Annotated in this window: 10 protein-coding genes and 1 tRNA gene; 8 read left to right on the forward strand and 3 right to left on the reverse strand. The window is 39.9% G+C overall.

Annotation, left to right across the window (positions count from 1 at the left end; all coding sequences use genetic code 11):
* Window positions 1–21 precede the first annotated feature (21 nt).
* The 3 genes from QOL44_RS00080 (at window position 22) to QOL44_RS00090 (ending at window position 6,644) form a co-directional block, all read left to right on the forward strand.
* Window positions 22–1,215, forward strand: a complete 1,194-nt coding sequence (locus QOL44_RS00080; protein ID WP_009061957.1) for a class I SAM-dependent rRNA methyltransferase — start codon at window positions 22–24, stop codon at window positions 1,213–1,215.
* A 221-nt stretch (window positions 1,216–1,436) separates the two neighbouring features.
* A complete protein-coding gene (gene ppsA / locus QOL44_RS00085; protein WP_009061958.1) occupies window positions 1,437–3,875 on the forward strand; it encodes a phosphoenolpyruvate synthase in 2,439 nt (812 codons plus the stop codon).
* Window positions 3,876–3,902: 27 nt separating this feature from the next.
* Entirely contained in the window at window positions 3,903–6,644 is a 2,742-nt protein-coding gene (locus tag QOL44_RS00090) for a bifunctional acetate--CoA ligase family protein/GNAT family N-acetyltransferase (protein ID WP_009061959.1), read from the forward strand.
* 4 nt (window positions 6,645–6,648) lie between these two features.
* On the opposite strand, the gene QOL44_RS00095 is transcribed toward QOL44_RS00090, so the two are convergent.
* Window positions 6,649–6,720: transfer RNA gene (locus tag QOL44_RS00095), tRNA-Val, on the reverse strand.
* Between the two features lie 158 nt (window positions 6,721–6,878).
* Between QOL44_RS00095 and QOL44_RS00100 the strand changes: the two genes are divergently transcribed.
* Window positions 6,879–7,757: a ParB/RepB/Spo0J family partition protein gene (locus QOL44_RS00100; protein WP_009061960.1), complete on the forward strand. Its 879-nt coding sequence runs from the start codon at window positions 6,879–6,881 to the stop codon at window positions 7,755–7,757.
* Here QOL44_RS00100 and QOL44_RS00105 read toward each other — a convergent pair.
* On the reverse strand, window positions 7,708–8,310 hold the full coding sequence (locus tag QOL44_RS00105) for a CAP domain-containing protein (RefSeq protein WP_045086450.1): 603 nt from the start codon (window positions 8,308–8,310) through the stop codon (window positions 7,708–7,710). The two genes, QOL44_RS00100 and QOL44_RS00105, sit on opposite strands and share 50 nt — an antisense overlap.
* 65 nt (window positions 8,311–8,375) lie before the next feature.
* Between QOL44_RS00105 and mutL the strand changes: the two genes are divergently transcribed.
* Window positions 8,376–10,178 carry a DNA mismatch repair endonuclease MutL gene (gene mutL / locus QOL44_RS00110; protein ID WP_009061961.1) on the forward strand — a complete coding sequence of 601 codons (1,803 nt, stop codon included), beginning with the start codon at window positions 8,376–8,378 and terminating at the stop codon, window positions 10,176–10,178.
* 9 nt (window positions 10,179–10,187) lie between these two features.
* Here the strand turns inward: mutL and ychF are convergent, their stop codons facing one another.
* On the reverse strand, window positions 10,188–11,288 hold the full coding sequence (gene ychF, locus QOL44_RS00115; protein ID WP_009061963.1) for a redox-regulated ATPase YchF: 1,101 nt from the start codon (window positions 11,286–11,288) through the stop codon (window positions 10,188–10,190).
* 148 nt (window positions 11,289–11,436) lie between these two features.
* Between ychF and QOL44_RS00120 the strand changes: the two genes are divergently transcribed.
* The 3 genes from QOL44_RS00120 to QOL44_RS00130 all read left to right on the forward strand — a co-directional run bounded on the left by QOL44_RS00120 (window position 11,437) and on the right by QOL44_RS00130 (window position 14,295).
* Window positions 11,437–11,988 carry a transcription termination/antitermination NusG family protein gene (locus QOL44_RS00120; RefSeq protein WP_009061965.1) on the forward strand — a complete coding sequence of 184 codons (552 nt, stop codon included), beginning with the start codon at window positions 11,437–11,439 and terminating at the stop codon, window positions 11,986–11,988.
* 143 nt (window positions 11,989–12,131) lie between these two features.
* On the forward strand, window positions 12,132–13,037 hold the full coding sequence (locus QOL44_RS00125; RefSeq protein ID WP_009061968.1) for a sugar nucleotide-binding protein: 906 nt from the start codon (window positions 12,132–12,134) through the stop codon (window positions 13,035–13,037).
* A 16-nt stretch (window positions 13,038–13,053) separates the two neighbouring features.
* A complete protein-coding gene (locus tag QOL44_RS00130) occupies window positions 13,054–14,295 on the forward strand; it encodes a DegT/DnrJ/EryC1/StrS family aminotransferase (RefSeq protein ID WP_009061970.1) in 1,242 nt (413 codons plus the stop codon).
* Window positions 14,296–14,323: the final 28 nt, after the last annotated feature.

Below are 14,323 nucleotides of genomic sequence, written 5' to 3' on the forward strand. Positions count from 1 at the left end.
ATAAAGAGTTGATTAAGCTGTATGGAGCCATCTCCTTTTTCTGGCAAAGTCTATTTGATAAAGGAGGGAAGGCACAGAATCTTAGAAGGTCATGTCTGGGTATATCGAACAGAGATTTCCCACTTTGATGAGCATCTTCAAAATGGAGATGTGGTAGAAGTAGTTTCTGCCAATGGTCAAAATTTGGGGGTTGGAATTTGGAATAGTCAATCTCAAATTTCTGTAAGGATTTATTCAAGGGAAAGAGTCCCTCTGGATAAAAATATTATTGTATCCTTCCTAACCAACGCTTTCAAATATAGGGAACAGATTTTTTCGGGCAAAAGGAGCAACGCTTATAGGTTGTTCTGGTCTGAATCAGATGGATTTCCTGGATTGGTCATAGATCGATATGCCGATTGGTATGTTGTTCAACTATTGACATCGGGAGCGGATCGAAAACGAGGGGAAATTCTAGATAGCTTACAACAACTAACCTCTTCCACTAATATAATAGTTCGAAATGACGCTCCGGTGAGGCTGCTGGAAGGATTACCTCTAACAAAAGAATGCTTAGCTCACCAGGCTCCGGGGATCTTTTCTGTTACTCTGGATGGGGTGACCATTTTGGTTGACATTCTTAACGGACAGAAAACCGGTCTCTATTTGGACCAAGCTGCCAATTATCGTCTGATTGCCAATATAGCCAAAGATAAAAGAGTGCTTGATTGTTTTTCGTATCAAGGTCTTTTTTCAATATTTTGTGCCCTTCAAGGCGCAAAGCATTGTATTGCTGTGGATCAATCTGCTGCTGCAATCGATATTGGGAAAAAAAATGCCGATTCGCTCGGCCTGCGAATAGATTGGGTATGTGAAAATGCTTTCGATTGGTTACGGAAAAAAGAAAAAGAAAAGCAGAAATTTGATTTGATTATTCTTGATCCTCCTTCTTTTACCAAAACAAAAGTTCAAAAAGAATCGGCTTTTCGTGGCTATCATGAGATCCATCTGCGTGCATTAAATTTGTTGGAGCTGGGAGGCTATTTAGCAAGTTTTTGTTGTTCGCATCATATTATGATGGAAGAATGGAAGGAGTTGATTGCTAAGGCTTCCTGGGAGACTCATACAACACTTCGCTATCTTAATTGTTTACCACAAAGTGCAGATCATCCCGTTTTATTCAATATTCCTGAAACCGAGTACCTCAAGGGAGTTTTAGCTCAAAAAATAGACTAGCATTATCTTGGCTAAAAGCTCTTTTATCCAATAGTAAAAAGACAGACTGGTCAAAGAAAATTCCTCTTAAGAGGAGCTCTATGACCTATCTACCAAAATATCCTTAAAGAAACATAGGGGTTGTTTTTGGGCTAAGATCCCTTTACTTTCCTCCGTGAGACAAAAGCTTCTTTTTTTCTCTAATACTAAAAATAACAACTTTTACACAAAAGAGGTGATGTATGAATCCTACGCCTAATAGTCTAAAAGACAATAAACCCTTTGTCTTATGGTTCGATCAGATAAGTCTCAAAGACGTTCCTCTTGTCGGCGGCAAAAATGCTTCTCTTGGGGAAATGTATTCTCATCTTTCTTCCAAAGGCATAAAAGTGCCAAACGGTTTTGCTACAACAGCCGAAGCGTATCGATTTTTCTTATCTGAAAACAGGCTTGAAGAAGAGATAAAAGAGTTGCTTTCAGGCTTGGATCCACATGATCTTGAGAATTTGAGGGATAGAGGTAGGAAAATTAGGGCCTTAATAATTGATTCTCCAATGCCCAAGGAACTTGAAAATGAAATTATAGATGCCTATGCAATACTGAATAAAGAAGCTAAACAGCCGGCTGTGGATGTCGCGGTTCGCTCCAGTGCTACCGCTGAAGATCTCCCTGGTGCTAGTTTCGCTGGTCAGCAAGAAACCTATTTGAACGTTCGGGGCAAGGATAATTTACTGCATTCAATTAAAAAGTGTTTTGCTTCCTTGTTTACTGATAGAGCCATATCTTACCGGTCGGACATGGGATTTGAACATACAAAAGTAGCTCTTTCTGTTGGGGTTCAAAGAATGGTTAGATCGGATTTGGCTTGCTCGGGAGTGATGTTTTCTATTGATACGGAATCAGGTTTTCACAATGCGGTTTTAATCAATTCTTCTTATGGGTTAGGGGAAAATATCGTGCAAGGAATCGTCAATCCAGACGAATTTTATGTTTTCAAACCCACTTTGATGCAGGGTTTTCAGCCAATCTTACAGAAAAGGTTGGGGGGCAAAGAAATGAAACTCGTCTATGATATTGGAGGAGAAAAAATTGTAAAAAATATTCCTGTGCCTCCAGAAGAGAGGAAAAAATTTTCTTTATCCGATGAAGAGATCCTTACTCTTGCCAAGTGGGCTTGTATTGTAGAAGAACACTATTCTCAACTCAATGGTCGATTTACTCCCATGGATATGGAGTGGGCAAAAGACGGACTGAGTGGAGAACTTTTTATGCTTCAAGCTAGACCAGAAACAGTGCATGGCGGGAAAGAGAGGAACGTTTTAGAATTTTATCGACTCAAAGGCACTGGCCCTGTTCTGGTTGAAGGAAGAAGCGTGGGAGAAAAAATTGTTCATGGGAAAATCAAGATTATCAAAAGTATCCAACAGATAGATCGGTTCGAGCCAGGCGAAATCCTTGTCACTGAAAAGACTGACCCTGATTGGGAACCTATAATGAAGAAGGCCAGGGCGATTGTAACGAATCGGGGCGGAAGGACCTGTCATGCGGCTATTGTTAGCCGAGAGTTAGGGGTTCCTGCTATTGTAGGAACAGAAAGAGGGACGGAGATTTTGAAAGATGGTATGATTGTAACCGTTAGCTGTGCAGAAGGAGAGGTGGGTAAAGTTTATAATGGGGAAATTCCTTTTGAAATTGAAAAAGTTAATTTGCAAAACGTCCCACGGCCTCGGACAAAGATCATGATGAATGTAGGAAATCCGGAAGAGGCCTTTGATCTTTCTTTTCTTCCCAATGATGGGGTCGGGTTGGCACGGGAAGAGTTTATTTTGACCAATTATGTCAGAATCCATCCTATGGCTTTAGTGCATTTTGACCAGTTAAAAGAAGGGGAAGATAAAAAGAAGATCATAGAAATGACAGAAATCTATCCAAAAAAAACGGATTTTTTTGTGGAGAAACTCGCCGAAGGAATTGGGATGATTGCCGCAGCCTTTTATCCAAAAGATGTCATAGTCAGGCTTAGTGATTTTAAGACCAATGAATATGCCAATTTGATAGGCGGTCAAGATTTTGAACCTATAGAACGCAATCCGATGATTGGATTCAGGGGGGCTTCTCGTTATTATAATCCAAGGTATCAGGAAGGTTTTGCTTTGGAGTGCCAGGCTATACGGAGAGCGAGAGAAACCTTTGGCCTTTTTAATATCAAGGTCATGGTTCCAGTCGTAAGGACGGTAGAAGAGGGCAAGAAGGTGATAGCCGAAATGGAGAAAAACGGTCTTAAGAAAGGTGAAAAGGGGCTTGAGATTTACATGATGTGCGAAATTCCCAGTAATGTCATTCTGGCCGAAGAGTTTAGCGAGATTTTTGATGGTTTTTCTATTGGCTCGAATGATTTGACTCAACTCGTCCTTGGGGTAGATAGGGATTCTGAAATTGTCGCTTCCCTCTATGACGAAAGAAATGAAGCGGTCAAGCGAATGATTTCTTCTGTAATAAGAACGGCAAAACAGAAACAGAAAAAGATTGGGATTTGTGGTGAAGCTCCCAGTAATTATCCTGAGTTTGCCGAATTTCTCGTCAAAGAGGGAATAGATAGCCTCTCATTGAGTGCGGATGTTGTTATTAAAACGACTTTAAGTATCTTGGAGCTTGAAAAAAACCTTTTTCGAGCATCCTAAAATCAAAAATCAAAGATACTCCTAGCGATGCAGATCAGCTCCAAGCTCATTGTGGGAACTTACGGCATAAGGAATTTTCTTCCTCCCAAGCGAGTAGCTCTTATAGGTGCCTCAGAACAACCATTTTCTGTAGGAAGGGCTTTGATGGAAAATCTAATCAAATGGGGAGGCATATTTTACCCGGTTAATCCTAATCATACGGAAATTTTTGGAAGAAAGTCTTATCCCACCATCAAAGATATTCCCAGTTCCATTGACCTAGCGATTATTGCAACGCCGGCTATCACTGTTCCTCAGATCATAGAAGATTGTGTGCATGCCTCTGTTAAAGGAGCTGTGATTATTTCGGCCGGTTTTAAAGAGATTGGCGAGACAGGAAGGTTGTTAGAACAAAAGATTGTTGAAACAGCCAGACGGGGGGGACTTAGAATCATTGGTCCTAATTGTGTAGGGATCATGCTTCCTTCTGTTCGATTCAATGGCACATTTTTACCGCAAATGCCTAAAGTAGGGCATATCGCTTTTTTGAGTCAGAGTGGTGCACTAGGGGCTGCTGTATTGGATTGGAGTTTAAGTCGAGACATTGGATTTAGCGCTTTTTTTTCTTTGGGTTCTTTAGCTGATGTAGATTGGGGGGACATTCTTTTTTATCTCGCTGAAGACCATTTAACAAGGGTGATTCTTATATATATGGAATCCATTGGGGATCCAGCATCATTTCTTTCTGCTGCCAGACAACTGAATTTCCAAAAGCCTATTTTGGTATTGAAAGCTGGAAGATCAAAAGAAGGTTCTCAGGCAGCGTTATCTCATACGGGCTCCATGACAGGTAGTGATGCCGTTTTGGATGCTGCTTTTCTTCGGACGGGGGTTCTGAGAGTGGACTCTTTTTCTGAATTTTTTTCTCTGGCCTCTTTTTTCAGCCAAAGGCCTCTGCCGTTAGGTCCGAAGCTTGCCATCTTAACAAATGCTGGAGGGGCTGGCGTCTTGGCAACCGACAAGCTTGTGCTTACTGGTGGTAAACTTGCCGAACTTTCAGAGGCTACCGTTCGCAAATTAGACGCTTTTCTTCCTCCAGCATGGAGTCATGCCAATCCGGTGGACATATTGGGGGATGCTGATGTGGAGCGCTATCGAAAGGCTTTAGAGGTCCTCATAGGAGAGGAAAATGCCGATGGTCTGCTTGTTATCCTTACAAAACAAGCTATGACTAAACCTAAAGAAACGGCTCAAGAAGTGGCTTTGCTTGCGAAACATTATTCTAAGCCACTCCTTTGCTGTTGGATGGGAGGAGAATCTGTCTTTGAAAGTAGGAGTATTCTTGAAAAAGAGGGAATACCAACTTTTGATTTTCCCGAAGAAGCCGCACAGTCTTTTTCTTTTGGTTGGCTTCATAGGAAAAATTTTTCAGCGATCTATGAAACTCCAATCCTTGTTAGTCCCTCAGAAGAGATCCTCAAAGCCAAAAAAAATACGCAGGAAGTTTTTTCGCAACTAAAAGAAAAGAACCAAACACTTTTAACTGAGTATCAATCCAAAGAAATCCTCCGTTTTTATGGGATTGGCGTCAATGAAACTTTCCTGGCAAAAAACGAACAGGAAGCCCTCTCTATTGCCGAAGAAATTGGCTATCCAGTGGTTGCTAAGTTAAATTCGACAAAAATTTCTCATAAGAGCGATGTAGGAGGGGTGATCCTTGGTATATCCGATAAAGCTTCTCTGGAAAAAGCCTTTCGAAAAATTAGGGATAATACAATAAAACATGCTTCCGAAAGTGCCTTTGAAGGCATATCGATTCAAAGAATGATATCAGAAAAAGGGATTGAACTGATCTTGGGGGGAACAACTGATCCTCAGTTTGGGCCAGTCATGCTCTTTGGATCTGGGGGTATGTTTGTCGAAATTTATAAAGACAATGCGCTTGCCCTTCCCCCTCTGACTACGACCCTTTCTTCTATTCTTATTGAGCGGACTAAAATAGAAAAAGCTCTTCATGGATTTAGGGGCATCCCGCCGGTGGATATGAGAAAGCTTAATGAAACGCTTGTCCGGTTCAGTGAACTACTCGTATATGAAACCAGAATAAAAGAGATAGATATTAATCCACTCTTAGTCTACGGTTCTATGGTTATAGCTCTGGATGCAAGGATTGTTCTTCATCCCTTTACAATCGATGAGAGCACTATTCGTTCACCTGCAATTCGGCCTTATCCCTTAGAGTATATATGGAAGGAGAGGCTTTTGGATGGAACAAGCGTTTTGATTAGACCAATTAGACCTGAAGATGAACCATTGATGGTTGAATTTCATAAAGGCCTTTCTCAAGAATCAGTATATTACCGTTATTTTCAAAATCTATCCTTTGAAGAAAGAGTAGATCATTTGAGATTATCTCGAATATGTTTTTCAGATTATAATATTGAAATTGTCCTTGTGGCGCAGATTCTTGCAGCAGATGAGCCTCGAGAAATCATTGGTGTAGGAAGACTTGGAAAATTTCATGGATTTGAAGGAGCTGAATTTGCCATTATTATCCAGGACCAATGGCAGCATAAGGGGCTTGGAACGCTTCTTTTACGCAAGCTTAAAGAGATTGGTCTAAAAGAAAAGCTATCATGGATCATTGGCAGAATGTTGCCACTGAATGAATCGATGAAAAAAATTGCTGATAAAGAAGGCTTTACCTTATACTTTGATGAGTCTGCACAGGAATACATTGCAGAGTTGGATTTGCGTAAAATGGATTCTCGAACTAGGACAAATGAATAAACTCTGCGCGGTACAGGGATTGAACCTGTGACCTCTCGCGTGTGAAGCGAGCGCTCTACCACTAAGCTAACCGCGCGATTCCGAAGCAATACTTTCAATTTACTTTATTAAAAGCCTAAACATCTTTCAAAGAAAATGTCTTTGTTCTTTATTTCTCCTTTAGTTGTTTTAAGAAAAATCTTTTTGATTTCTCTTTTCAACCTATTGAACTTGATGGAAAATAGCTAAGAAGATATGTCTAAAAGAAGCCTTGGCAAAGGTTTGAGTGAATTAATCAATACAAAATCTCTTTTTTCATCAGTTCCAAGCGAAGAGCTTGGAGAAAAAATTAGTTTGATCAAGGTAGACAGGATTTCTCCTAATCCGTATCAACCTAGAAAAGTGATTCGTGAAGAAGAATTGGAAGAACTAACCCAATCGATTAAAGAAAAGGGATTACTGCAGCCTGTAATTGTAAGACAGCAAAAAGAAAATCAATTCGAGTTGATTGCCGGAGAGAGAAGATGGAGATCGGCCATACGCGCTGGACTGGAAACTATTCCTGCGATTATCCGAAGAGCCTCTGACAACGATCTCATAGAGATTGCTTTAATGGAGAACCTACAACGGAGCGATCTGAATCCTATCGAGGAGGCAAGAGGCTATGCCCTTATGATGGAAAAATTTGGGCTGACCCAAGAGGTAGTAGCACAGAGACTTGGAAAAAGCAGGGCGACCGTTGCCAACACTTTGCGATTGTTAACTTTGTCCCAGCCTGTTCAGGATCTTATTGAAAAAGGCAGTTTAAGTCAGGGGCATGGCAAAGTCTTGGTTGGGCTTACAGATAGAGAAATGCAAGAAAAAGTGGCCGAAAAAATAGTGAAGGAGGGATGGTCGGTCAGAAAAACTGAAGAATTTGTAGGAAATTATAACGAAAAGAAAAAAAAATCACTAGTAGTCCAAAAAGAAAGAGAAGCAGATTTCCTTTTCACAAACATCGAAAAAGAGCTTTGCGTAAAATTCGGTTCTCCAGTCAAAATTAAGGGGGATAAGAATTCGGGGAAAATAGAAATTACCTTTCGGTCTATTCAAGATCTCCATCGCGTTCTTGGCTTTTTGGGAATATCTTTCTAAGAAAATGAGGTAAGGAGGAAGGCGAATTTCCATTCATTTGTTTGATTGCCGCTCCATTAAAAACTACAAACCCCTCATTATCTGCAAACGCTGCTCCAATTCCGGCTATCTGAATGTTTTCATCCAGTAGATTTTTTCGATGCCCAGGACTTTTTTTCCATGCTTCCACGGTTTCTTCTGGATCGGCTCCTTCTGTTGAATAGTGCAGATTTTCATTGATTAAACTCCATCCCTCCCTTTGGGTTATTTCTTTTAAGGAGGTTAAAGATCGATGGACAAGTTTTCTTTGTTGTGCAATATGTTCGGCCCATTGTTGACTAATTCCATTGAGTTCCGGATTTAAGCTTAGTGCGGAGAGATGTTGGTCTTTTCGGAAACGATTAATAAGAAAAAGAGTTTTCTCTCTAAATTCTGGGAGGGAGAAGGGTGGAGCCTTTTTGTTAGTTGGGAAGGAATTTTCTAAAGCAAATGCAGAGGGAAAAAAAATTAAAATTAAAGAGAATATCTGGAATCTTTTACTTAAGAAAGCTATTTTCTTTTGTTGGAAGTTCATAATTAGTAAGGAAAGAAAATATACAAAGACAGCTCAATAATTTGAATCCTTAATTGGGATAGATAATGGGAAGGAAAATTCACATTTTGACCGAAGAAGTCTCAAATCAGATTGCGGCAGGAGAGATTATTGAAAGGCCAGCTTCAGTCCTTAAGGAATTGATTGAAAATTCTATTGATGCTGGAGCCACCCAAATCGATGTGGAAACCAGATCTGGAGGAATATCATGGATAAAGGTAAAGGATGATGGCTGTGGGATGAGTAGGGAAGATGCTTTTCTTTCTTTGGAAAGACATGCTACAAGTAAGATTTCCTCGTTGAGTGATTTTTCCAGGCTTACTACTTATGGTTTTCGAGGAGAAGCCATTCCAGCGATTGCTTCAGTTGCAAAATTTAGTCTAGCCACCCAAGAAAAAGGAACTTCCAAAGGAATCGTTATTGAAGTCCATGGGGGAAAAATAGTTCAAGTCAATGAATCGGGCGGATTGGAGGGAACTACAGTTGCCGTCAGCTCTCTTTTTTTCAATGTTCCAGCAAGACTTAAATTTTTAAAATCCCCAAGGACCGAACTGCTACATCTTCAAAAGCAGCTTATTTTTTCTGCTCTGTCTCATCCCGAAATAGGGATTCGATATGATCATAGTCCAGGGGGCAAAGGACGCTGGGAGAAAGGCGAAGATTTTTGGAAACGAATTTGTTCTGTTTTAGGAGAAACATGGGCAAAAGAACTTTTATGGATTGAAAAGGAAGGGGAGGGATTCAAAATATATGGGGCCATAAGCAAACCTGGGGTAGGAAGACCTTCTAGAGAAGACATGTTCTTTTTTGTCAACAAACGGCCAGTGGAATCTAAGAGTTTCTCATTAGGCGTCTTCGATGCCTATCGAAATTCCCTAATGAAAGGGCTCTATCCTCTTTGTGTTCTTTTTGCCGAAGTCAGTCCTGATGAGATCGACGTGAATGTGCATCCAACAAAAAAAGAAGTTCGTTTTAAAAGAGAATATGCTTTTAGAAACTTTGTAAACCAAGTGTTATTGGATGGATTGAAATTTCAAGGAATATCGGTACCTTCTTCGTTTTCTTTTGAGAAAAAAGAGCAAAATCTTCCCACTCTTCCAACTACAGATACAGCGCATATTGGAGAAAATGGCCTGAGCTTTGTCAATGAATCTCTATCTGGAGAAGATCTGTTCACAAATTACACCTCTTCTCATCCCAAAGAAACCCAAGAAACTAAGCTGCCAGACAATCCTTTTGAATACAAAATTGTTGGTCTTTTTTCCTCTCTTTACATTGCTGTTGAAATCAAAGAGGGGATTTTAATAATTGATCAACATGCCGCTCATGAAAGGGTATTGTTTGAGAAAATGATAGAGCAGTTTCATGCTTCTCAAAAGCAGGCACAAAAACTGTTGACGCCGATTCTTATAACCCTTTCTGCTACGGAAGCTGAAATTCTTTCAAACTCTTTGAGCTTTTTTGAAGATCTTGGCTTTGAGATACGCTCTCTTGGCATTTCTTCTTTTTTGTTGGAGGCTATCCCAAGTGGAATTAAAAGAACTGATTACGAAATGTTTTTGCGAGAAGTCCTCTTGGAACTTGTTGAGTTGGAAAGGCACAAAAAAACTGCCCGACCCTACTGGCAAAGAGATATTGCTTTATCAGTTTGTAAAAAAGCAGTCAAATCAGGGGATTTGCTCACTAGGGAAGAACAGGAAAAACTTGTTAGGGACCTATTCCTTTGCAAATTCCCGCATACTTGCCCACATGGGAGACCCACATGGATAAAGATTGAATTTAAAGAGCTTGAAAAACAATTTGGTAGAACCGGAGTTCAAGGTTGTGAATTGAAAGGAAAAATTCTTTAAAGATCGGCTTCAAACATTGAAGCGAAATTCAACAATTTCTCCATCGGCAATAACATAATCTTTCCCTTCTATCCTTAATTTTCCTGCTTCTTTTGCCTTAGCAAAGGACCCAAACAAAACAAAATCTTCGAATCGAAGACATTCGGCTGCAATAAAACCTCTTTCAAAATCCGAATGAATGACGCCAGCTGCTTTGGGAGCTGTATCGCCTGCATGGATGGTCCATGCACGGGTTTCCTTCGGTCCAGTTGTAAAAAAAGTTCGTAGTCCTAATAGCTTATAAACTTTTTGAACGAGTTGGTCACAACCAGAATCCTTTAGACCGAGCGATTGCAAGTACTCTTTTTTTTCTTCTAAATCAAGATCATTTAAATCAGCTTCTAGCTGTGCTGAAAGAATGACATAGTCATAAAAAGGATGTGTTTTTATATAATCAATGACTTTATGAACGAGGGGGTTTTTTTCACCAAGACTAAGCTCATTTTCCTCAACATTGCAAACAAGAAGAATAGGTTTTGTTGTTAATAAAGAAAGCTGTTTAAGTTGGTTCATTTCCTGTTGATCAAGATTTAAGGAAAAAAGAGGGATTCCTTTACTCAAGAAATGAGATGCTTTTTCTAGTAGTGAAGGATCGATAAGGATTTTTCCTTTTGCAGAAGCACGCTTTTTGACTTTCTCTAACTGTTTTTCTATGGTGGAAAAGTCAGCTAAAGACAATTCGGTCAGAAGGATGTCTAGATCCTCCACGGGATCGACTCTACCCGTGATATGATGCACTTCTGTTCCCTCAAAACAACGGAGAATCAAAAGAATGGCATCCACTTCCCTGATGTGGGCTAAAAATTGATTCCCTAGCCCTTCTCCTTGGCTTGCACCTTTTACTAATCCAGCAATGTCGACGATTTCAATCGCTGCAGGTATAGTTTTTATTGATTTTGAAATTCTTGCCAGCTCCTCCAGTCTTTCATCCGCTACAGCAATAATGCCGATGTTAGGATCGATCGTGCAGAATGGATAATTAGCTGCCTCAGCTTTTTTGCTTTTTGTCAAAGCATTAAAAAGAGTGCTTTTACCGACATTTGGTAGTCCAACTAGTCCAGCTTTTAACATGGCAATAAAATTAGCTTAGAAGCTTTAGAACTCCTACTGAATCAGTAGAAGCGCTTCTCTGGTAAGATAATGTTTTTTTTCCCCTCGCGTTTTATTAAAATATAAATGAATTATTTTCAATAGCATAGCCTAACTTTTCGGGGGAAATATGGAAAAGCAATGGACAAATGAATCTTTATGGTATTGTCTTTCTGTTCACCCTAAAAAAGAAAAATTTGCTATAGAAAACTTAAAAAAAGAAAATATTGAAGTTTTTTTTCCTCAGATTCTCTATAAAAAAATTAGAAGCAAAAAATCCTGTTTGGTTTTGGAACCTCTTTTCCCTGGATATCTCTTTGCAAAATTTAACCTTTTATCCAAACTAATTTTCGTTCGTTCTGCTAAAGGAGTAAGGACCGTTGTCCATTTCGGCTCTACCTATCCTGTCGTACCGGAATGTTTTATCACAGAATTAAAAACACAGTTTGGTGAGCAAGGAATTAAAATGGTTCAAGAAAAAGTCAATATTGGATCGAAGATCAATATTGCTGAAGGACCTTTTAAGGGATTTTCATGCATTGTTTTGGGTTTTGTCCCAGCTAGAGAGCGGATCAAAGTGCTACTGGAGTGGCTAGGTAGAACAGTGCAAACCGAAATAAAATATGATGATATAGGGGTTAAGGATTCAGAAATTTTTAGAAAGAATTTAGAATTGGACTAACGCTGAATAACTTTCTTATCCTTGTTGAGAAAAGAAAGAACAGGAATGAGGGGATGGAATCCTTAGTCTCCTAGTTATATTTCATCCTTAACCGCCAAACAATCGTTCTTGAACGAAAAATAAGGATTTCATACAAAATTATCATGATAGTCTTGTTTGGATCGAGCGGGTATGTGGGCAGTTTTTATAAAAAGATGCTTCAATCCAAAGGATTGGATTTTATTGCTCCAACCCACAAAGAAGTCGATCTGGCGGACGAAAAAAAACTCACTGAGTTCCTTGATAAAATTGAGGCTGACTTCATTATCAATGCAGTAGGATATACGGGCAAACCGAATGTAGATGCATGCGAAGAAAACAAAGTTGACTGTCTTTTAGGCAATGTCATTATTCCTGGCATTCTTGCCAAGGTGTGCACAAAAAAAGGAATTGTATTTGGTCAGGTCTCCTCAGGTTGTGTCTATCAGGGGGATAAGGGGATTAGACAAGATGGAGAGCGAATAGGATTTCAGGAGGAAGATCCACCAAATTTCTCTTTTAGGGCTTCTCCCTGCAGTTTTTATAGTGGATGTAAAGCTCTTGCTGAGGAGCTTTTGGTTGGTGCCTCTTGTTATATTTGGAGATTGCGTATGCCATTTCACTGGCAGGATCATCCCAAAAATTATCTTTCTAAGCTTTTGTTTTATCCACGTTTATTGGATGCTCGGAACTCTCTTTCCGAAATCGAAGAGTTTGTGAGAGCTTCATTTGAATGTTGGGAAAAGAGATTACCCTTTGGCATCTATCACATAACTAATACAGGATCGATAACCACCCGAGAGATCATTGAAAAAATACTTGTTTCTCCATTGGGTAAAAAACTCAGAGACAAAGGAAAGAAATTCCTTTTTTTTGAGAACGAAAAAGAATTTTTAAAGCATGTCAAAGCTCCAAGATCCAACTGTGTGCTTGATAATTCGAAGCTACTAAGTTGTGGAATCAAAATCCGGAACATCGAAGAGGCTTTGGAAGAAGATCTTTTGAAATGGCAAGAAAGCTCCTACCAATAAGAGTTGAGAGGTCAATGTGGAAGAAAAAAATAGTTGTGAAGTTCCATTCATGGATTTAAGAAGAATGCTCAGCCTTGAAAAAAAGAGCATAGAACAAGCTTTCTCTCGTGTGCTTGAAAGTGGAAGATACATTCTTGGTCAGGAAGTACGGAGCTTCGAACAATCAGTGGCAAGGTATTTAAATGTAAGACATTGCCTAGGAGTTTCTTCAGGAAGCGATGCTCTTTTGTTAGCGCTCATGGCTTTCGGGGTAAAGGCTGGAGATGAAGTAATTTGTCCAGTCTTTACCTTTTTTGCCACTGCTAGTTCTGTCGCGAGGGCTGGAGCAAAACCAGTCTTTGCAGATGTTTGTCCAGGCTGCTTTCAGCTTTCTCCTTCCGAAGTACAAGCAAGGATCAGTTCCAATACCCAGGGGATAATCCCTGTGCATCTTTTTGGACAATGTGCCGATATGGAAGGGTTCAAAGCAATCGAAGAAAAAAAGCATCTTTTTCTTATAGAAGACAGCGCTCAGGCATTCGGTGCTTCAATTGGTAATAAGAAAGCGGGGACATTCGGCTCGGTAGGTTGTTTTTCTTTTTTCCCTACCAAAAATTTGGCTGCTTTTGGTGAAGCTGGTTTAGTCTCTACCTCTTCAGATGACATAGCTAGCAAAATCCAGGCTTTAAGAGTCCACGGTTCTTCAAAAGAGAAATATTCCCATGAATGGCTTGGCGGTAATTTCAGAATGGATGAGATGCAAGCTGCTTTTCTCAGTGTGAGACTGGCCGCTGTCGATAGTCTTATTGCCCAAAGAATAAAAAACGCGCAATTTTATGAGAAAGCTTTCCTTTCCTCAGGTGTTGCCATAAAATGTCCAGATCCTTGTCTTTGTCAGACTAGGCAACAGGAGGAAAATTCTCGATGGTTAGAAAAAGAGTGGGGTTATCCCATTTTTCTACCGAATAGGGTTCGTGGCACCCACACGTTCAACCAGTATGTCATCAGAGTAAAAAAAGACAGGGACAGGCTCAGAAATTATTTGAGGGAGCAGAGGATCCAAACAGAAATCTATTATCCTATTCCTTTGCATCTGCAACCCTGTTTTTCTTTCCTTGGCTATAGGAAAGGGGATTTTCCTATAGCTGAAAAGCTTTCCGAGGAAGTTCTAGCTTTGCCTATTTTTCCTGGACTCCGTGAAGAAGAGATGGAAAGGGTTGTGGAAACCATTCGTCAGTTCTATGCTCATAAGGGGAAGAGAAAAAACGGTGTGAATTAGGTCTAAAAACAAATGTTTTGAACTTGTA

Origin of the sequence: Candidatus Methylacidiphilum fumarolicum, from assembly GCF_949774925.1 — a bacterium.
Lineage (GTDB): Bacteria > Verrucomicrobiota > Verrucomicrobiia > Methylacidiphilales > Methylacidiphilaceae > Methylacidiphilum > Methylacidiphilum fumarolicum.